The sequence below is a fragment of the Plantactinospora sp. CA-294935 genome (genome assembly GCF_050936445.1).
Taxonomy (GTDB): Bacteria; Actinomycetota; Actinomycetes; order Mycobacteriales; family Micromonosporaceae; genus Plantactinospora.
Genome location: NZ_JBNJMU010000001.1, coordinates 6,488,044 through 6,507,337 on the forward strand (window position 1 = coordinate 6,488,044; position 19,294 = coordinate 6,507,337).

13 protein-coding genes and 1 riboswitch are annotated in these 19,294 nt (G+C 71.8%); of the genes, 6 read left to right on the forward strand and 7 right to left on the reverse strand.

What is annotated here, in order from left to right; translation table 11 throughout:
* The 4 genes from ACQEVC_RS28560 to ACQEVC_RS28575 are packed head-to-tail and all read right to left on the reverse strand — an operon-like array spanning window position 1 to window position 4,781.
* On the reverse strand, window positions 1-897 hold the full coding sequence (locus ACQEVC_RS28560; protein WP_432883447.1) for an ABC transporter permease: 897 nt from the start codon (window positions 895-897) through the stop codon (window positions 1-3).
* A 58-nt stretch (window positions 898-955) separates the two neighbouring features.
* The gene (locus ACQEVC_RS28565) at window positions 956-1,909 is read right to left on the reverse strand and encodes an ABC transporter permease (protein WP_432883449.1); all 954 of its coding nucleotides are present in this window, start codon (window positions 1,907-1,909) and stop codon (window positions 956-958) included.
* 35 nt (window positions 1,910-1,944) lie between these two features.
* Window positions 1,945-3,582 carry an ABC transporter substrate-binding protein gene (locus tag ACQEVC_RS28570; RefSeq protein WP_432883452.1) on the reverse strand — a complete coding sequence of 546 codons (1,638 nt, stop codon included), beginning with the start codon at window positions 3,580-3,582 and terminating at the stop codon, window positions 1,945-1,947.
* Window positions 3,579-4,781, reverse strand: a complete 1,203-nt coding sequence (locus tag ACQEVC_RS28575; protein WP_432883455.1) for a dipeptidase — start codon at window positions 4,779-4,781, stop codon at window positions 3,579-3,581. Before ACQEVC_RS28575 ends, ACQEVC_RS28570 begins: the two co-directional genes overlap by 4 nt.
* A gap of 724 nt (window positions 4,782-5,505) precedes the next feature.
* Here ACQEVC_RS28575 and ACQEVC_RS28580 point away from each other — a divergent pair.
* The 3 genes from ACQEVC_RS28580 to ACQEVC_RS28590 all read left to right on the forward strand — a co-directional run bounded on the left by ACQEVC_RS28580 (window position 5,506) and on the right by ACQEVC_RS28590 (window position 8,164).
* On the forward strand, window positions 5,506-6,510 hold the full coding sequence (locus tag ACQEVC_RS28580) for a GlxA family transcriptional regulator (RefSeq protein WP_432883457.1): 1,005 nt from the start codon (window positions 5,506-5,508) through the stop codon (window positions 6,508-6,510).
* A 14-nt stretch (window positions 6,511-6,524) separates the two neighbouring features.
* Complete coding sequence (locus ACQEVC_RS28585; protein WP_432883460.1) at window positions 6,525-7,172, forward strand: DJ-1/PfpI family protein; 648 nt, start codon at window positions 6,525-6,527, stop codon at window positions 7,170-7,172.
* 338 nt (window positions 7,173-7,510) lie between these two features.
* Window positions 7,511-8,164 (forward strand): class I SAM-dependent methyltransferase, encoded by a 654-nt coding sequence (locus tag ACQEVC_RS28590; protein WP_432883462.1) that lies wholly within the window; start codon window positions 7,511-7,513, stop codon window positions 8,162-8,164.
* 159 nt (window positions 8,165-8,323) lie between these two features.
* Here the strand turns inward: ACQEVC_RS28590 and ACQEVC_RS28595 are convergent, their stop codons facing one another.
* Both ACQEVC_RS28595 and ACQEVC_RS28600 read right to left on the reverse strand, forming a co-directional pair.
* A complete protein-coding gene (locus ACQEVC_RS28595; RefSeq protein ID WP_432883465.1) occupies window positions 8,324-9,685 on the reverse strand; it encodes a condensation domain-containing protein in 1,362 nt (453 codons plus the stop codon).
* Window positions 9,686-10,069: 384 nt separating this feature from the next.
* Window positions 10,070-10,888 (reverse strand): SDR family oxidoreductase, encoded by an 819-nt coding sequence (locus tag ACQEVC_RS28600; RefSeq protein WP_432883467.1) that lies wholly within the window; start codon window positions 10,886-10,888, stop codon window positions 10,070-10,072.
* A 310-nt stretch (window positions 10,889-11,198) separates the two neighbouring features.
* Window positions 11,199-11,429: riboswitch (cobalamin riboswitch) on the forward strand.
* A 187-nt stretch (window positions 11,430-11,616) separates the two neighbouring features.
* On the opposite strand from ACQEVC_RS28600, the gene ACQEVC_RS28605 reads away from it, so the two are divergent.
* From ACQEVC_RS28605 to ACQEVC_RS28615, 3 genes are all read left to right on the forward strand, one after another.
* Window positions 11,617-14,052 (forward strand): ribonucleoside-diphosphate reductase subunit alpha, encoded by a 2,436-nt coding sequence (locus tag ACQEVC_RS28605; protein ID WP_432891741.1) that lies wholly within the window; start codon window positions 11,617-11,619, stop codon window positions 14,050-14,052.
* On the forward strand, window positions 14,043-15,116 hold the full coding sequence (locus tag ACQEVC_RS28610; protein ID WP_432883470.1) for a ribonucleotide-diphosphate reductase subunit beta: 1,074 nt from the start codon (window positions 14,043-14,045) through the stop codon (window positions 15,114-15,116). Before ACQEVC_RS28605 ends, ACQEVC_RS28610 begins: the two co-directional genes overlap by 10 nt.
* Before the next feature lie 87 nt (window positions 15,117-15,203).
* Window positions 15,204-16,529 carry a cytochrome P450 family protein gene (locus tag ACQEVC_RS28615; RefSeq protein WP_432883473.1) on the forward strand — a complete coding sequence of 442 codons (1,326 nt, stop codon included), beginning with the start codon at window positions 15,204-15,206 and terminating at the stop codon, window positions 16,527-16,529.
* Window positions 16,530-16,796: 267 nt separating this feature from the next.
* Here the strand turns inward: ACQEVC_RS28615 and ACQEVC_RS28620 are convergent, their stop codons facing one another.
* Window positions 16,797-19,292 carry an FtsX-like permease family protein gene (locus ACQEVC_RS28620; protein ID WP_432883477.1) on the reverse strand — a complete coding sequence of 832 codons (2,496 nt, stop codon included), beginning with the start codon at window positions 19,290-19,292 and terminating at the stop codon, window positions 16,797-16,799.
* Between the last annotated feature and the right edge of the window lie 2 nt (window positions 19,293-19,294).

Sequence of the window (19,294 nt, forward strand, 5' to 3'; positions counted from 1 at the left end):
TCAGCCTCCGTTCCGGCGGGGGTCTCGGATGTCGTTGAACCGCATGCCGGCGACCGTCGCGGCGAGCACCAGCAGCAGGATGGCCAGCGACGGGAAGAGGGTCTGCCACCAGGCGATGGCCACCACCCCGCTGCGCTGCGCGTTGAGCAGGATCCGCCCCCACGACCAGGCATCCGGGTCACCGAGGCCGAGGAAGCTCAGCCCGGCCTCGGAGATGACCGCCCGGGACGCGGTGAGCAGCACGCTGACCACGATCAGCGGCACCACCGCCGGCATGATCTCCCGGGTGACGATCCGCCAGCCGCTCGCGCCGAGCACCCGGGCCCCGTCGATGTATGGCATCGCGCTGACCACCAGCCCCTGCGAGCGGATCAGCCGGGCCACCTCGGGCCAGGCGAAGACGCCGATGATCACCGTCAGCGTCCAGACGCTCGGGTTGACGATCGCGGCCAGCATGATCATCAGGGGCAGCGTGGGCAGCGCCAGCATCACGTCGGTGACGACCGTGCCGACCGCGTCGACCCGGCGGAAGTACGCCGAGGCGAGCCCGATCGCCGTACCCAGCACGATGGCGATCAGTGAGGCCGCCACCCCGATCAGCAGGCTGGTCCTGGTGCCCCAGACCACCTGGGCGAAGATGTCCTGCCCGAGGTCGTCGGTGCCGAACAGGTGCCCGCCGGACGGCGACCGCAGCACGTCCGCGCTGGTACCGCCCGGCTCGTCGGCGATCAGCGGCGCGAAGACCGCGAGCAGCACCATCACGACCAGCACCGCCGCGGCGAGCAGCCCGGACGGCTGCCGGAAGAACGTCCGCCAGGCCGACCGGGCGCCGATCGCCGGCTCCGCGGACGGAGCGGTCGCCGCAGCCTCCGCCTCGGTCACCAGTGGCGCACTCATGGCTGTGCCTCTCTCGTTCGCGGCTGCGGGGCTCGCAAACCCGGCTCACTCCTCCCGCTCACAGCCGGATCCTGGGGTTGAGCACCGCGTAGAGCAGGTCGGTGAGCGCGTTGGCGACCACCACGGTGATGGCGAGCATGATGAACGCTCCTTGCAGGACGGGATAGTCGCGTTGCCCGACCGCCTCGTAGATCAGCCGGCCGACGCCGGGATAGGCGAAGACGGTCTCGGTCAGCACGGCGCCGCCGACCAGGGTGCCGAGTTGCAGCCCCATCAGGGTCAGCGCCGGCAGGATCGCGTTGCGGAGGCCGTGCTTCCACAGCCGACGCCGGCTGGACAGCCCCCGCGCCCGGGCCGCCCGGATGTAGTCCTCACCGAGTACGTCGATCAGGTTGGTCCGCAGGGTCAGCGCGTACGGGCCGAGTTGCACCAGCACCAGCGACGCGACCGGCAGCACCAGGTGGTGCGCCAGGCTCAGGTACGCCGCCACGCCCCGGGTGTCCGGGTCGATCGCGCCGCCGATCGGAAACCAGCCGAGCCGGGCGCCGAGCCAGACCAGCAGCAGCATCGCCACGCTGGGCACGAAGAGGGCGTGCCCGGCGATGCCGAAGCCCTGGAGCAGCTTGTCCGGCCAGCGGCCCCGGTGCGCCGCCGCGGACACCCCGATCGGGATGCCGATGGCGATGGTGAGCAGGAACGCCACCCCGGCCAGCAGCAGGGTCCAGGGCAGCCGGTCGAGCAGGATGTCGGTGACCGGCTGGATCTGCCGGAACGAGATGCCGAAGTTGCCGTGCAGGAGTTCGCGCAGGTACGAGACGTACTGTTCCAGCAGTGGCCGGTCCAGCCCGTACGTCTCGAGCAGCGCCGCCCGCATCTCCGGCGTCATGTCCCCCTCGACCATCAGGGTCGTGGGGTCCCCCGGCAGCAACCGGAGCAGGAAGAACGTCGCGGTGATCGCTATCCAGACGGTCAGTACGGCCTTCAGCGCCCGGTTGAGCACGAAGCGTGCCACGTGGGGGACCCCTCCCTTCTACCTCGTCGCGTCGGTCAGCCGACCGGCTTGACCTGGGCCAGCGAGTACGCGGTGACCATGCCGAGCAGGTCGGACGGCGAGGCCACGAAGCCGGTGAACTTGCTGGCGTTGTAGGCGAACTGGAAGTTCTCCACGTAGAGCGGCGTCAGGTACGCCTGCTCGTGCACCACCTTGTCGATGTTCTTGATCTTGGTGGCGAACGCCGCCGGATCGGTGGTGGCCGCGGCGTCGTTGATCAGCCGGTCGATCTCCGGCGACTTGAGCAGGTTGTAGTTGATCCCGCCCGGGTTGCTGGAGAGGTAGGTGCTGCGGAGCTGGTCCATCGGGTTGTCGAAGACGCCCCACTGCGACGCGTCGATGTCGTACTCGCCGTCCTTGGTGCGGGACAGGAAGGTGTTCCGCTCCACGCACTCGTTGGTCAGCTTGATGCCGGCCTTCGTCGCGCTCTCCCGGAAGAGCTGCACCACCCGGGTGAGGTTGGCGTTCGACTGGTCACAGGCGACGCCGAGTTCCAGGCCGTCGAAGAGCCCGTCGCCGTTGCCGTCGGAGTAGCCGGCGGCGGCGAGCTTGGCCTTCGCCCCGGCCGGGTCGAACGGGTACGGCTGGATCTCGGTGTTGTCGTAGTCGGCGAAGATCGGCGAGATCGGTCCGGACATCTCCCGGGCGTCGCCCTGGAGTACCGACGAGATGATCGACTTGGTGTCCACCGCCATCGACAGCGCCTGCCGGACCTCCTGCTTGGCCAGGTCCTTGTTGTTCATGTTGTAGGTCAGGTGGGCGAAGCCGAGCGCACCGACCTTGGTCAGCTTGATCTTCGAGTCGTTCGCGAAGGTCTTCGCCGCGGACGCCGGCACCGGGGTACCCATCAGGTCGATGTCGCCGTTGCGCAGCGCCAGCATCATCGTGTTGACGTCCGGGTAGAGCCGGAACTCGACCTTGCCGAGCGCCGGCTTGCCGCCGGGCGCCAGCGGGTACTTGTCGTTGCGCTTCATCACGTACCGCTGGCCCTTGGTGGCGCTCTCCAGCACGAACGGCCCGGCACCGACCCAGTTGGAGTCGTTGGCGAACTTCGACAGGTCACCGGCGGAGGAGAAGACGTGCTTCGGCACGATCGACATCCAGAACCCGACGCCCTCGGCGAACGGCGCGTACGGCTGGGAGAGGTGGAACTTGACCGTGGTCGGGTCGGGTGCCTCGATCGAGGTGACCCAGGTCAGCTTGGCGGCCACGTTGCCGAGCTTGTACTTCATGATCGATTCGGCGCTGAACTTGACGTCCTCGGCCACCACCGGCTTGCCGTCGGTCCAGGTGAAGTCGTCGCGCAGGTGGAAGACCGCGGTCTTGCCGCCGTTCTCGTAGCTGTACTCCTTGGCCAGCTCCGGCGCCTTCTTGGCGTTCTCGTCGATCCGCAGCAGGTGCGGGTACATCGCGTTGAGGATCCAGGAGTCGGTCTTGCTCAGCGACTGGAGCGGGTTGAAGTTCGACACGTCGGTGGTGGTGCCGATCCGCAGTACGTCGCCGCCGCCGGAGCTGTCCCCGGACGACGAGTTGCCCTCGTTGAGCCCGCATCCGGACAGGCCGAGCGCGGCCGCCGTACCGAGCGCGACGGCGACCCGCCACCGGCGGGTACGGCCGGAAATTGTCCTGCTCACCAAACCTCCCGAAGAACGCGAATGATGTTGCCGCCGATGACCTTGGCGATCTCGTCGTCGGAGTAGCCGTGCGTGACCAGCCAGCCGACGATGTTGCTGAAGCACTCGGCCGGGTTCTCCAGGCCGGAGACGTACGGCACCCGGGGATGGTCGACGGCGCCGTGCGCCTTGCCGATCGCCAGGTGGCCGGTGAAGCTGTCGTGCAGCCCGACGTGGTCACCGAAGTTGGTGTCCGGGCCGAACGCCACGTGGTCGATGCCGACCAGGTCGACGCAGTAGACGAAGTGGTCCATCACCGACTCGATCGAGTGGTGCGGATGCGCCTGCGAGAGTGTGGTGTGCGGGGCGGCCTCGATGCCGATCACACCGCCGCGCTCGGCACAGGCCCGGATGACGTTGTCCGGCTTCATTCGGGGGGTGTTCCAGACCGCGCGGGCGCCGGCGTGGGTGATGAAGGCCGGTACCCGGCTCGCCTCGATCACGTCCAGCGAGGTCTGGTCGCCGGAGTGCGAGACGTCGATGGCGATCCCGAGTTTGTTCATCCGGTCGACGGCGCGCCGGCCGAAGTGGGTCAGCCCGCCGTCGCGGTCCTCGGAGAGCCCCGAGCCGAGCATGTTCGCCTGGCTGTACGCGATGCCCATCTGGCGTACGCCGAAGCCGTACAGGATGTCGATCCGGTCCAGCTCGTTCTCGATCATCGTGGCCGCCTCCAGCCCGGCCACCAGGGCGAGCTGGCCGTTCCGCTTGGCGGTGAAGATCTCCTCCAGGGTGGTCGCCACGACCACGTAGTCCTGCTTGGCGATGTCGGCGAAGCGCAGCCCGATGTCGTAGATGACGTCGTCCCACTTCCAGGCGTGCTCGCTGGTCACGCAGCCGGTGCCGTTCATGAAGTTGTCGAACACCGCGGTCATGCCGGACCGGGCCAGCCCCGCGAAGCCGAAGGAGTTGCGCCCGGTCCGGTTGTAGTCCCGCAACTGGGTCACGTCGGCGGGCAGGATCTTGGGGTGCTCGTGCAGCGAGATCGCGGCATGCTCGCGCAGCAGCCGGGCGACCCGGTCGGACTGCTCCTCGGTCAGGCCGAGGTCGTGCGCGGGCACCCGACCGAGTTGTGGGGCGAGGTCGAACACCTTGAAGTCGACCTGCGGGGTCAGATAGTCGAACGACCGGTATCCCGTATAGCGGGAAGCACGTTCCTGCACTAGTCAGCTCACCTCGGAACACTCAGAGGCATGAGGATGGAGGTCTGACCTCCTGCCTTTCCGGGACCGTACGTGAGATCACTGCGCATTGGGAAGATCCCGTGACCCGACCGTTATCTACCGAGCGTCGCCGCGCGGGCCCGGAAACTTGCTGGTAACAGCCCTAGCCAAGCCCGAATCGGAGGACGTTCGCCGGGTTCGCCGCAGCTGCGATCGGCTGCCGGCGAACCGGGGGACCGACTGACCAGAGGTCTGACCACTGCTGATCGGTCGGCTGGCGCGACCGTTCGGTCGACCGCCGACGTCAGCGCGAGGGTCAGATTCTGGGACGACCGGCCGGGAGAGGCAGCGTGGCCGTCGACGAACTCCCACTCCGTGCGGTGACGGCGTACCGGACCCGCCGGCCGGCCGGCGCGTATCAAGATCCTTGGCGAATTGTGGTTCGCCACGAGCCCGAATTCGCCAAGGATCTTGGACGTACGCCAAGCGCCGGCAGGCACGGTGCTGGCGTGTAGGCGAACCGGAGGTTCTACACGTAGAGCGCGCCAGGCGAGAAGGATGTTCACCGGCCCTGGCATCCGTCGACTCGCCGCCGGGCGATGCAGGGGCACCGATGCAGGGGGCGCCGATGCAGGGGAACGATGCGGGGGGACGCGGCTGGGATGGCTGAAATCGTCACTGGCCTGTCATTGCTGCCAGATCGCTGCCCCGAAACGATGGACGGGTGGATGTCCGCCGGATCGTTTTCGTGATCTTCCCGAAGTTCCAGGTGCTCGACCTGACGGGCCCGCACGAGGTGTTCGCGCAGGCCAAACGGGGCGCGCAGGCCGAACGGGGTGCGCAGGCCGAACAGGTCGCCCGGACCGAACGGGTTGTGCTGGGCTACCGGCTGGAGGTGGTGGCCCCGCTGCGCGGGCCGGTCACGGCCAGCGGCGGCCTGACCGTGACGGCCGACCTCGACCTCGACGAGTGCGTCGGGCCGATCGACACGCTGGTGGTCGTCGGTGGGCCCGGTCGGGTCGAGGCGTGCGCCGACCGGCGCCTGATCGGCTGGCTCCGTGCCACCGCCGGACGGGCCCGACGGGTCGCCGCCGTGTGCAGTGGGGCGTTCCTGCTGGCCGAGGCCGGACTGCTGGACGGCCGGCGCGCGGTCACGCACTGGGGAAGCTGCGCCGAACTGGCCCGCCGGTATCCGGCGGTAACGGTGCAACCGGATCCGATCTTCGTCCGGGACGGTGCCGTGTGGACCTCGGCCGGGGTCACCGCCGGGATCGATCTCGCGCTTGCCCTGGTCGAGCAGGATCGGGGCGCGGAGGTGTCCCGGGCGATCGCCCGGCGACTGGTCATGTTCGTCCAGCGTCCCGGTGGCCAGGCCCAGTTCAGCACCCAACTGGCCGCGCAGCGGCCGGCCCGCGGCGGACTGCGCCAGCTCCAGGCATGGGTGGTCGAGCACCTCGCCGACGATCTCACCGTGCCGGTCCTCGCCGCCCGGGCCGGGATGAGCGAACGGCACTTCGCCAGGGTGTTCAGCGCGCAGACCGGGCAGACCCCCGCCGCGTACGTCGAGGCGGCCCGGGTCGAGGCCGCCCGGCGCCTGCTGGAGACCACGGACACCCCGCTCGGGTCCATCGCCCGGCGCTGCGGATTCGGCACCGTCGAGACGATGCACCGGCGCTTCCGACGCACGGTCGGGGTCACCCCCGGCCAGTACCGCCAACACTTCGGCTGAAAGGAACTCACACCATGCGGATCGTGATCCCGCTCTTCGACCGGTTCACCGCCCTCGACGCCGTCGGCCCGTACGACGTGCTCAAGCTGCTGCCCGGCGCCGAGGTGGTGTTCGTGGCGACCAGCCCCGGACCGCTCCGGAACAACGCCGGTAGCCTGGCCCTGACCGCCGACGCCGCCTTGGACGACATCGACTCCTGTGACGTACTCGTGGTGCCTGGCGGCCCCGGTGTCGATGATCACCTCGCCGGCGGGCCACTGCTGGACTGGATCCGGCGGATGCACGACGGCACCCGGTGGACGACCTCGGTCTGCACCGGCTCCCTGCTGCTCGGCGCCGCCGGACTGCTGCGCGGGCGTACCGCCACCACGCACTGGCGCAGCGCGGAGCGGCTGGCCTCCTTCGGCGCCACCTACTCGGCGCAGCGGGTGGTCACCGACGGCAAACTGCTCACCGCCGCCGGGGTCTCCGCCGGAATCGACATGGCACTCACCCTTGCCGCGCAGCTCGCCGACCGGATCACCGCCGAGGCCATCCAGCTCGCCATCGAGTACGACCCCCAGCCACCGTTCGACGCCGGCTCCCCGGCGAAGACGTCCCAGGCGGTCCGGGACCGGCACGCCGCCGGCCTGCGGGTGAGTACCCGGCCGGTGGCCGGCTGAGCGGCGGGGTGTGCGGCCGGTGTGCGAGCGGGAAGTAGGCCGGCCGTTCGGCGCTCGACCGGGACCGCGCCGGGGGACCCGGCACAGCGCCGCCGCGCCGGCCTCGGCGGAGGCTTCCTGCCGGGGGGAGCCCCGACCCGTACGCTGTCACGACCGACGGTATGTGGCGTAACCGGGCCTACGGGACCGAACCGGATGATCCGCCGCTTCTGCCGATGGCGTGCTTGCCAAAGCAGCAAGGATAGTTGCCGGGATCTCACTCTCTCGTCACCGTTGAGGCGCGAGCAGACCAGGCGGTTGCCGCCGGTCTTCCGGACGAATTCACCAGGAGCAGAGCGATGAGTGAGCCCCACGACCAGCATGGATCGCCGCACGCGGATCACCCCGCGTTCGGCCCGCAGTGGTGGGAGCGCCACTACCAGGAGCACACGGCGACGCACGGTTCGCCGAGTCCTCAGTTGGTGGCCGAGGTGACCGGCCTTCCCGTCGGGTCGGCGCTCGACGCGGGCTGCGGACGTGGAGTCGACGCGCTCTGGCTCGCCCGGCAAGGCTGGCAGGTGACGGCGGTCGACGTCTCACCGACGGCCGTCAGCGAGGCCAAGGACTTCGCGCACCACGAGCCGGACGTCGCGGCACGCATCTCCTGGGTCGTGGCCGACCTGACAACCTGGCAACCGCCGAAGCAGTACGACCTGGTGGTCAGCCAGTACGTCCACCCCACCATTCCCTTCGGGGAGTTCGTTGCCCGTCTGGCCCAGGCTGTCGCACCCACCGGCACGCTTCTCGTCGTCGGCCACGATCATGCGGATGAGCATTCGGCGGCCCACGCTCCCGAGCAGGCGTCGATCGGTCTGGACGCCGTCACCGGCTCCCTGACCCGGGAATTGTGGGAGGTCGACGTGGCGGAGTCCCGGACACGGTACGTCGAGCACGGCTCGACGCGGATGAGCATTCGCGACCTGGTGGTCAGGGCCCACCGCACGCCGATGTGAGGACGCCTCCGCGCGGAGCGACCGCTCGGGCGGGTCCACGGGTGGCCGGTTCCGAGCCACCAGAGGACCGACCGACCCGCCTCGTCGCAGCGACGCGGCGTGACGGGTCGAGCCGTGCCGGCTCCGCTGCGCAGAGCTGTCCGTCGACAGCGCTGGGCACTAGTCGGTGGCGGGCGGCTCGTCGTCCGGCGGGCGAAGCGCCGAGACCGGACGGTCCGGATCCGTGGCGACCAGGCTGAGCAGCAGCGCGAGGTCGGTGACCAGGCTCTCGACCGTCTCCGGCGCGAGATGCCGCAGGTCGTACCTGGCGTGCAGCCCGAGTCGCTCGCCAGGCACGACGAGCAGGTTGAACGGGTGATGCGACGCCGACCACCGGCCGTCGAAGCGTACGGAGAGATTCGACGCGTCGGCCGTACCGGTGAACAGGTCGTTGTCCATCGGGTAGGTCTCGAAGTCGAGCACGGTGTCGAACAGCGGCACCCCGGCGGGCAGCCCGGCCCAGGACCGGACCAGTGCCGGCGGCACGTGGTCGAACGGGCGGGCCAGCGCCTGGCGTGCCTGCAACCCGCGCAGCCACACCCCGACCGGCTGGTCGGGCCGGATCCGGACCCGGACCGGCACGGTGTTGGTCAGCGGTCCGACCAGGGCCTCCGCCGTCCCGGCCGCCCGGCCGGCGACCGTCGAACCGATGACGACGTCGCCGGTGCCGGCGCGGGTGGAGAGCAGCCGCGCCCAGCAGCCCTGGAGCACCGTTTCCAGTGCGATCCGCTGCTGACCGATGGTCTCGTGCAGCAGGTAGGTGTCCTCGCTGGTCAGTTCGAGGGAGTATTCGTCGAACGCGTCCGCCGGCTCTCCCTGCCAGTCCGGCGGATCGCTCTGAAGTGGACCGCACACGGGCCGGTCGGACAACTCCGCGCGCCAGAAATCCTCCGCCTCGGCAAGGTCGCGAGCGGCGGCCCAGGCGGCGTGGTCCCGGAACGGCGCCGGAGCCGGCAGCGGGGCGTCCCGGCCTTCGAACGCCGCCCGGTATTCGGTCAGTGCCTCGCGGAGCAGGATCGGCAGGCTCCAGCCGTCGACGACCAGGTGGTGGGCCGTCCAGACCAGCAGGTGCTCGGTCTCGGAGACGCGGAGCAGGGCGAACCGGGACAGCGGCGGGTCTTCCAGGGTGAAACTCCGAACCCGGTCGGCGGCGAGGAACTCGGCGAGGCCGCGCCGACGCTGGCAGGCCCGGATGGTCCGCAGGTCGTCGAGGTGCCATTCGGGTGCCGGCGGCTCGGCCACGACCACCTGGACAGGCTCCTCGGTCCCGTGCCGGACGAAGCCCGTGCGCAGCACCTCGTGGCGGGCGATCACCCGCTGCCAGGCCTGCTGGAACTCGGCGACCCGCAGCCGGCCACGGATGACGAGCCGTACCTGTTCGAGGTCGCGCGCCGGATCCGCCTCGTCGGAGGCCGGGTGGAGTATGCCGCGCTGGACCGGCGAGAGGGGGTAGCCATCCCGTACGTCGACCGAACTGGTCATCCCGTCACCTCCTGAGGCCGGGTGGACGCGGCCGGAGACCCGGGGACGACCACCGGGCCTGGCGCGGCCCGCACCCGCGACGCGAGAAGAACTGAGAGGCTCATGTGGACAGTGACAACTCCCTGTTCGCGCACCTGTCGGTACAAGGGACGACGGCGCACGGAAACATGGAGATCCATGATTCGACGCCGAGTGTCGCCGACGTTACCAGGGGTGGCGTCGCGCTGTCTTCCCGCCGCGCGCACGATCGGATCCGGGGCCTTTTCGCCGGAATTGTGCCTGCTCGTCGTTCCGCTCTGCGGAATGGTGCTCGCCTAGATCATCGCGTCGATCCGTTCGGTGAGCCTCGCGCACACCACACTCCGGCGAGTCCGGACGGCTGCGCTATCCCGCCTGCTCCGACGGGCCGGCAAGGTACTCGCGCCAGGTGATCCGCCCCCGGTTGCCGGTCGGGGAAACCAGCGCACCCGCCCGGAAGGCGCGGCCGAGCCGGCCCGGCACCGGGAGCCGGAGCATCCGACGCCGGATCCGCCGCGCCGCCAGCCATTCCCGGACGAGCGTGCCGCCGTCCAGTTCGGCCGGCCCGCCGAACTCCTCGGTCGCCCCGCCGGGTGCGGCGGTGACCCGCCAGCGCAGGTGTGCGGCGACGTCGGCGACGTCGACCGGCTGCGCCGTGATTCCCGGATCGACGGGCAGCACCGGCAGTCGGGCCAGCCGGGACAGCGCCTCGGCCAGGAACCCGTGGAACTGGGTGACCCGGAGCACCGTCCACGGCACCGGGCCGGCCGCGACCGCCGCCTCCGCCTCGATCTTGATCCGGAAGTACGGCCACGGCACACGGTCGGCGCCGACGATCGACAGGTACACCAGGTGCCGTACCCCGGCCCGGGCGGCGGCCTCGACCAGCCCGCGGGTGCCGGCCAGGTCGACCTGGCGGGTGTAGCTGCCCTGGTAGGGCGCGGACGCAAGGTGGACGACCGTCTCGACCCCGTCGACCGCGGCCGGTAGCCCGTCCCCGGTGGCCAGGTCGAGTCGGACCCGGCGCACCTCGCCGCCACCCCCGTCCGCCGGCCGGTCGGGGCCGGGTTTCCCGGTCGGCGCCGGAGTCCGGCCGGCGGCCCGTACGGTGTGCCCGGCCCGGGCCAGTTCCGGGGTGAGTACCCGGCCCAGCCGCCCGGTCGCCCCGGTGATCAGGATTTCCATGCATCTCTCCGCGTGTCGTCGGACCGGGCCGACCCGGACCGGCGGTCGGCGGGCGGGCCACGGTGGTGTCGCGGGAAGGACGGGCGACCACCCGTCGTTGTGACCGCGCCTCGGGCCCGCGCCACGGCACCGACGGCGGAGCGCCGTCGAGAAACTCGTCGCCGTACACGGGCGCGTACGGCGGCGGGGAACGGGCGGCCGTCGCCGTCCCGCTCGTTCCGCGTTCCCCGCCCGTCGCGCTGCGGGCGGGGGACGAGGTCGACACGCCGATACGACATCTTGGGGTATGACTTTCGGGCCATCCCTATATATGGTGTTGATCGTAGCTGGTTCGGCCGCCGCCCGGCGGTCGAGGCAAGAGGGAACCCGGTGGGAGTCCGGGACTGCCCCGCAGCGGTGAGTGGGAACGACCGCCGTCATCACGCACTGGGTCGTCCGGCCGGAAACCGGACCGCCTGGGAAGCGACGGCCAGTAGGCGAACCCGGGTACGCCCGCGGCCGGCCCACGAGTCCGAAGACCTGCCAGCGCGCCGCGTACGAGCCCGTACGCGGCGGTCCGAGGCCGCGCGGGACGGCCGACGCCACCGACGTACGCCAGCGCGTGCCCGTCGGCGTCTCCGCGCGGGCTCCTCCTCCACCGGAGGAGTCGAGTGCGCGAGGAGAGAGTTGTGACGGTCACCGAGGCCACGCCGAGCGGGGCAGCGCCGGGAGACGCCGAGCAGTCGACGATGTCGGGTACCGCCGGTCACCGTACCGGCCGGGACGCCCGACCGCCGCGGGTCCGGGGCCGCGGCGGCGGCACCGCGCCGGCCGACGTCGCCACGATCGCCCGCGCGCTGCGGCACGAGGCCGACGACCTCCCCGACGTCGACCCGGTACGGGTGGCGACCCGGGCGGTCAACGGCCTGCCCGACGGGGCGACCGCCGCCGAACTGCACCGGCTCTGCGTGCAGACCGCCGCCGACCTGATCGGGGAGGAGCCCCAGTACTCCCGGTTGGCCGCCCGGCTGCTCGCCGGATACCTCGACCAGGAGGTCCGGGGGCAGGGCGTCGGCTCGTTCAGCGAGTCGATCCGACTCGGGCACCGGCACGGCCTGATCGGCGACGAGACGGCCGAGTTCGTCCGGGCGCACGCCCGGGAGCTGGACGACGCCGTCGACCCGGCCGCCGACCGGCGCTTCGAGTACTTCGGGCTGCGTACGGTCTACGACCGGTACCTGCTGCGGCATCCGGCGGACCGGCTGGTGCTGGAGACCCCGCAGTACTGGCTGCTCCGGGTCGCCTGCGGGCTGTCCCGTACCCCGGACGAGGCGATCGGCTTCTACCGGCTGATGGCGTCGCTGGCCTACCTGCCCAGCTCACCGACGCTGTTCAACTCGGGCACCCGGCACACCCAGATGTCCTCCTGCTATCTGGTCGACTCGCCCCGAGACGAACTGGACTCGATCTACGACCGGTACGCGCAGGTGGCGCGGCTGTCCAAGTTCGCCGGTGGGATCGGCATCGCCTGGTCCCGGGTCCGCTCCCGGGGCGCGTTGATCCGGGGCACCAACGGCGCCTCCAACGGGATCGTCCCGTTCCTGCGTACCCTCGACTCGTCGGTCGCGGCGGTCAACCAGGGCGGTCGGCGCAAGGGCGCGGCCTGCGTCTATCTCGAACCGTGGCACCCGGACGTCGAGGAGTTCCTGCAACTGCGGGACAACACCGGCGAGGAGGCCCGGCGGACCCACAACCTGAACCTGGCCAACTGGATCCCGGACGAGTTCATGCGGCGGGTCGAGGCGGACGGGACGTGGTCGCTGTTCGACCCGGACGAGGTGCCGGAGCTGCCCGATCTGTGGGGTGCGGAGTTCGACGCGGCGTACCGGGCCGCCGAGGAGCAGGACCGCTACGTCCGCCAGGTCCGGGCCCGTGACCTCTACGGGCGGATGATGCGCACGCTGGCCCAGACCGGCAACGGCTGGATGACCTTCAAGGACACCTCGAACCGGCTGTGCAACCAGACCGCCGAGCCGGGCAACGTGGTGCACCTCTCCAACCTCTGCACCGAGATCCTCGAGGTCTCCAGCGACACCGAGACCGCCGTCTGCAACCTGGGTTCGGTCAACCTGGCCGCACACCTGGTCGCCGGCCCGGCCGACCCGGGCGGCTCAGCCGCCGCCCCGGACGGGATCGACTGGGTACGGCTGCGGGAGACCGTCCGGACCGCGGTGACCTTCCTGGACCGGGTGATCGACATCAACTACTACCCGAGCCGGGAGGCGGCGGCCAGCAATCCGCGCTGGCGACCGGTCGCGCTCGGTGTGATGGGGTTGCAGGACGTGTACTTCGCGCTGCGGCTGCCGTTCGACTCGCCGGCCGCCAAGGAACTCTCCACCCGGATCGCCGAGGAGATCTACCTGACCGCGCTGGAGACCTCGGCCGAGCTGGCCGAGCGGTTCGGCGCCCATCCGGCGTACCCGCAGACCCGGGCGGCGGCCGGGCAACTCCAACCCGACCTGCACGGAGTGGCCGGCCGCCAGACCGCGCGCTGGGCCGCGCTGCGGGACCGGATCTCGGCGTACGGGCTGCGCAACTCGCTGCTGGTCGCGATCGCCCCGACGGCCACCATCGCGTCGATCGCCGGCTGCTACGAGTGCATCGAGCCGCAGGTCTCCAACCTGTTCAAGCGGGAGACGCTGAGCGGGGAGTTCCTCCAGGTCAACACGGCTCTGGTGGCGGAGCTGAAGGCACGCGGGCTGTGGACGGAGCGGATCCGGACCGCGATCAAGCGGGCGGACGGCTCGGTACAGGGCATCGAGGAACTGCCGGCGCAGCTACGCGAGCTGTTCCGTACCGCCTGGGAGCTGCCGCAGCGGGCGCTGATCGACCTGGCCGCCGCCCGGGCACCCTACGTCGACCAGTCCCAGTCGCTGAACCTCTTCATGGCCGCGCCCGACATCGGCCGGCTCAGCTCGATGTACCTGTACGCCTGGAAGTCCGGGCTGAAGACGACCTACTACCTGCGGTCCCGCCCGGCCACCCGGATCCAGCAGGCGACGGTCGCGGTGCCGCAGGGTTCCCGACCCGTGCTCGCCGCGGTGACGCTGCCCGGCGCGGACTCCCCGGACGCGGCGTCGGCCTGCTCGCTGGAGAACCCGGAGTCCTGCGAGGCATGCCAGTGACCTCCGCCGGCACACCGACGACCGAACCCGGCACCACCGACCGATGCCCCGGCGACCGTGAGGGACCCATGCTGCTCGACCACGGAATGGACCTGACCCTGCGCCCGATGCGCTACCCGCACTTCTTCGACCGGTTCCGGGACGCGATCAGGAACACCTGGACCGTCGAGGAGGTGGACCTGCACGCCGACCTGGCCGACCTGGACCGGCTCTCCCCGGCCGAGCGGCACCTGGTCAGCCGGCTGGTGGCGTTCTTCGCCACCGGCGACACGATCGTGGCCAACAACCTGGTGCTCAACCTCTACCAGCACGTCAACTCGCCGGAGGGCCGGCTCTACCTGTCCCGCCAACTCTTCGAGGAGGCGGTACACGTGCAGTTCTACCTCAACCTGCTCGACACGTACGTGCCGGACGACGCGGAGCGGTTCGCCGCGTTCGCCGCGATCGAGAACATCCCGTCGATCCGCCGGAAGGCCGAGTTCTGCTTCAGGTGGATCGACTCGGTCTTCGAGTTGCGTGCGCTGAGGACCCGGGACGACCGTCGGGCCTTCCTGCTCAATCTGATCTGCTTCGCCGCCTGCATCGAGGGGCTGTTCTTCTACGGCGCGTTCGCGTACGTCTACTTCCTCCGGTCCCGGGGGCTGCTGCTCGGGCTCGCCTCCGGCACCAACTGGGTGTTCCGGGACGAGTCGATGCACATGGCCTTCGCCTTCGACGTCGTCGACACCGTACGCCGGGAGGAGCCGGACCTCTTCGACGACGAGCTGCGCGGACAGGTCCGCGAGATGCTCGCCGAGGCGGTCGAGTGCGAGGTGCAGTTCGCCGAGGACCTGCTCGAACACGGAGTCTCCGGGCTCTCCCTGCCGGACATGCGGGACTATCTCCAGTACGTTGCGGACCGCCGGTTGGCCCAGCTCGACATCGAGCCGCTGTACGGGTCGGCGAACCCGTTCGCCTTCATGGACTTGCAGGACGTGCAGGAGCTGTCCAACTTCTTCGAGCGGCGGGTCTCGGCGTACCAGGTGGGGGTGACCGGCACGGTCCGGTTCGACGACGACTTCTGACCCGCCACACTGCGCGCGCGGCGTGCCGGTCGGCCGCCGCGCGCGTACCGGTCCGGCGGACCGCGCGGCCACCGGTAGCCTGGCCGGGTGACCGGAGCGCCGCAGACGGAAGACCGAGCCCCCATCTCCGCCGCCTCGTTGTTCGACGCGCGGTTCATCGCCGACCCCTATCCCGGGTTCGCCGCGCTGCGCACGGCCGCCCCGGTGCACCGGCTCACCCTGCCCGACGGCGCGAACGTCTGGCTGGTGACCCGCTACGCCGACGTCCGTGCCGGGCTCGCCGACTCGCGGCTGTCGCTGGACAAGGCGAACTCCACCGACGGGTGGAAGGGCTTCTCGCTGCCGCCGGCGCTGGACGCCAACCTGCTGAACATGGATCCGCCGGACCACACCCGGATCCGCCGGCTGGTCCGGCACGCCTTCGGGCCACAGCGGATCGCCCGGCTGCGGCCGAAGATCGAGGCGGCGGCCGAGCGGCTGCTGGACCGGATCGCCCCGGCCGGGCGGGCGGACCTGGTCGCCGAGTACGCCGGTCCGCTGCCGGTCACCGTCATCTCCGACCTGCTGGGGGTGCCGGAGGCGGACCGGGCCGCGCTGCGCGGCTGGACCGACGTGATGCTCGCCCCGCCGACCGACGATCCCCGCTCGGCTGGCCGGGCGGTCCTGGCGATCCAGGACTTCCTGGTCCGGCTCATCGCCGACAAGCGACGGAACCCCGGCGACGACCTGCTCACCGCGATGATCGCGGCCCGGGACACCGGTGTGGACGACGCCGCTCGGGGCGTCGACGGTGCCGCTTCCGGCGCGCCGGACGGCCCCGGCCCGACGGCCGGCGGCGGCGCCGCGGACCCGGGCCGGCACAGCGGCGCCGACCGGTTGAGCGAGGACGAACTGACCTCGCTCGCCTTCCTGGTGCTCTTCGCCGGCTACGAGAACTCCGTGCACGTGATCGGTACCGGCCTGCTCGCCCTGCTGCGCAACCCGGAGCAGTTGGCGCTGGTACGTGCCGGTGCCGAACCGTCGCCGGCCGCCGTCGAGGAACTGCTCCGCTACGAGCCGCCGGGCACGGTCGCGTTGCGCCGCTTCGCGGTCACCGACCTCACGATCGGCGGGGTCACGATCCCGGCCGGGGCCACGGTGCTGCTCTGCGTCGCCGCCGCGAACCGGGATCCCGAGCGGTTCGCCGAGCCGGACGCGCTCGACCTGGAGCGGCCGGACAACGCGCACCTGACGCTCGGGCACGGCATCCACTACTGCGTCGGTGCGCCGCTGGCCCGGCTGGAGGCGCAGGTCGCGATCGGGGCGGTCCTGCACCGGTTTCCGAAGCTGGCCCTGGCGGTCGACCCGGCCGAGCTGGCCTGGCGGCCGTCGTTCCGGACCCGAGGGCTGAGCAGCCTGCCGGTCACCTTCTGAGCGGCGCTCACCGGCCTGGCTGCCGGCAGTGGTCATGCTGGGCCCGTCTCCGACGGTTCGACGGCGGGACCGGGCGCCGCTCCGCACTCGTGGCGGACGGCGCCGCGTGTCATGCGTAGCGGACGGCACCCCGCTCCCCACTCTTAGCGGACGGCGCCGCTCCCCACTCTTAGCGGACGGCGCCCCGCGTCACTCTTGACGGACGGCGCTGCTCCTCACTCTTAGCGGACGGCGCCCCGCGTCACTTCTGACGGACGGCGCCGTGCGTCACTCGTAGCGGACCAGGTCGGCGGCCCGGGTCCGGGCCAGCCGGCCGGCGGCCAGGACGCCGGCGAACGCGCCGGCCAGTGCGGTCGCCGGCACGGTCGCGGCGAGCAGCATGGCGGAGGGGGGTTCGGCGAGACCGGGACCGGCGCCGATGCCGACCAGCACCTGGTCGGTGAGCAGCCGAAACACCAGCAGGCCGATCGGCAGGCCGGCGAGCGCGGCGGCGAGGCCGAGCGCGGCACCGCCGGTCGCGGACTGGGCGAGGGTCTGCCGGACGGTGAACCCGACCGCGCGGAGCACTCCGAGGGTACGCGCCCGCTCCCGGGCACCGGTCAGCAGCGCGGCGGCCAGGTTGGCCAGGCTGACCGCCAGGACGAGGGCGGCCAGCAGGCGCATCGCCACGGTGTACGTACCGAGGTCGTCGGGGTCGGACGTCCGGGCGTGCACCGTGACGCCGGGGCCGAGCCGGTCACGCAGCGCGGCGGCCAGCGCCTCCGGCGTACCGGTCGGGCCGGCCGAGACCAGGTAGGCGTCCGGCGGTACCCCGGGCAGCATCTCGGCGCGGTACATCAGCAGTTCCCCGGTGTCCTCGGTCTCGCTGTACCAGCCCACGACGGTCAGCCGCAACGGGGTGTCACCGGCCCTGACCTCGATCGTGTCGCCGACCTGGAGCCCGAACCGGCGCAGCAGGCCGTACCCGGCGATCGCCTCGCCGGGCGCCCGCAGTGGCCTGCCCTCCCGGATCAGGAACCTGGCGTCGGCCGGATCCCCACCGATCGCGCGGGACAGGAACGTCTGGTCGCCGAGGGTGGTCCGCCGGTCGAGCTGGCTGTACCAGCCAGCGGCGCCCGGCGTACCGGCCAGCGCGGCGGTCACGGTGGCCGGGGCGGTGCCGTCCGCCACCACGACGGCGTCGTAGGGGTCACCGGTCCGGGCCGGCTCGGCGATCAGCCGGTCCACGGTGGCGGTGAAGCCGACCCCGACGACGACCGCCGCCACGGCGACCGCCAGGGCGGCGGCGGTCAGTGCGGAGCGCCCGGGACGGGTGAGTACGGCACCGAGACCGTACCGGCAGGCGGGGCCGAGCCGGAGCCGGTCGAGCATCCGGGTGACCCGGGCCGGGGCCGCGCCGCGCGGCGGGGCGTTGCCCAACACCTCGGAGACCGGTTGCCGGACCGCCCGCCAGGCCGGCAGGACGGTGGCCGCGGCGAGCACCGTGCCGACCAGCAGGGCGGAGCCGAGCAGCGACAGCGGTGCGATCCGCAGGCCCGGCCGGCCGAGCGCGCCGCCGAGGCCGATCTGGAGGTACGGGGCGAGCAGGGTGCCGGCCACCCAGCCGGCGAGTACGCCCACCGCGCCGAGCAGCAGCGCCTCGGTGAGCAGACCGGTGATCACCTGCCGGGTGGTGTAGCCGATCGACTGGAGCAGCGCGATCTCCCGCCGCCGGGCCATCAGCCGGGCGGTGGCGGTACCGGCGACCACGAACGCGGCCGCGAGCAGGACGAAGATGCCGAAGCCGGCCAGCGAGGCGCCGAAGATCCGGTCCCGGACGAGGATGTCCTCCCTGGTGTCCGGCCACGGCTGGACTCCCTCGATGCCGCTGCGGGTGCCGACCCGGGCGGCCACCGCGTCGGCCTGGCCGGGGTCGACCAGCCGGGCGACCAGCAGTGCCGTCCGGCCGCCCGCCGTCGATCGACCGGTCCCGGGCGACCCGGCGGGGTCACCGGCGCCCGGCGGGCCCGGGTTCGGAGCGGCACTCGACGGCACCGCGTTCGGAGCAGCGCCCGCCGGCGTCGGGTGGGTCGTCGGTGTCGGACGGCCGGTCGGTGTCGGGTGGGTCGTCGGTGTCGGACGGCCGGTCGGTGTCGGTTCCGTCGTCGGTGTCGAATCGGCGGTCGGCGGCGGGGTGGGCGTGGCCAGGGCGGCCAGGGTGGCCGGATCGACGAAGAGCCGGATCGGGTCACAGTCCGGATAGAAGCAGTCCGTCAGGTCGACCGCGGTGCCGACCACGGTCAGGGTCGCGGGCCGACCGCCGACGGTCAGCCGGACGCGGTCACCGGCGCGGATGCCGGCCTCGGTCGCGGCGGCCTGGTCGAAGACCACCTCCCCGGCTACGCCGGCCGCCGGCCACGCACCGGTACGCAGCAGCGGGCGGCCCACCGGGGACGGACCGGTGAGCAGGGTCGTGATCCGGGCGTCGACCGAGTCCCGGCCGAGCACGACCGCCGCATCGAGGTACGGGGTCACCGGGGCGGTCGCCGCGAACGCCGGGTCCAGGCGTACCGCTTCAAGCGCCTCCGGCGTGCCGTAGACGACCAGGTCGGGGCGGCCGGCGTCGCGGTAGATCCGGTCCACCTCCGCGCCGCCCTGATCCCGCACCGACAGCCCGGCGACCACGCCGGTGGTGGCCAGCGCGGCGACCAGCACGGTGGCGATCGCGGTGGCCCGGTTGCCGCCGCGCAGGCCGGAGCGGGCGAGCCGGAGGACGGCGGACACGG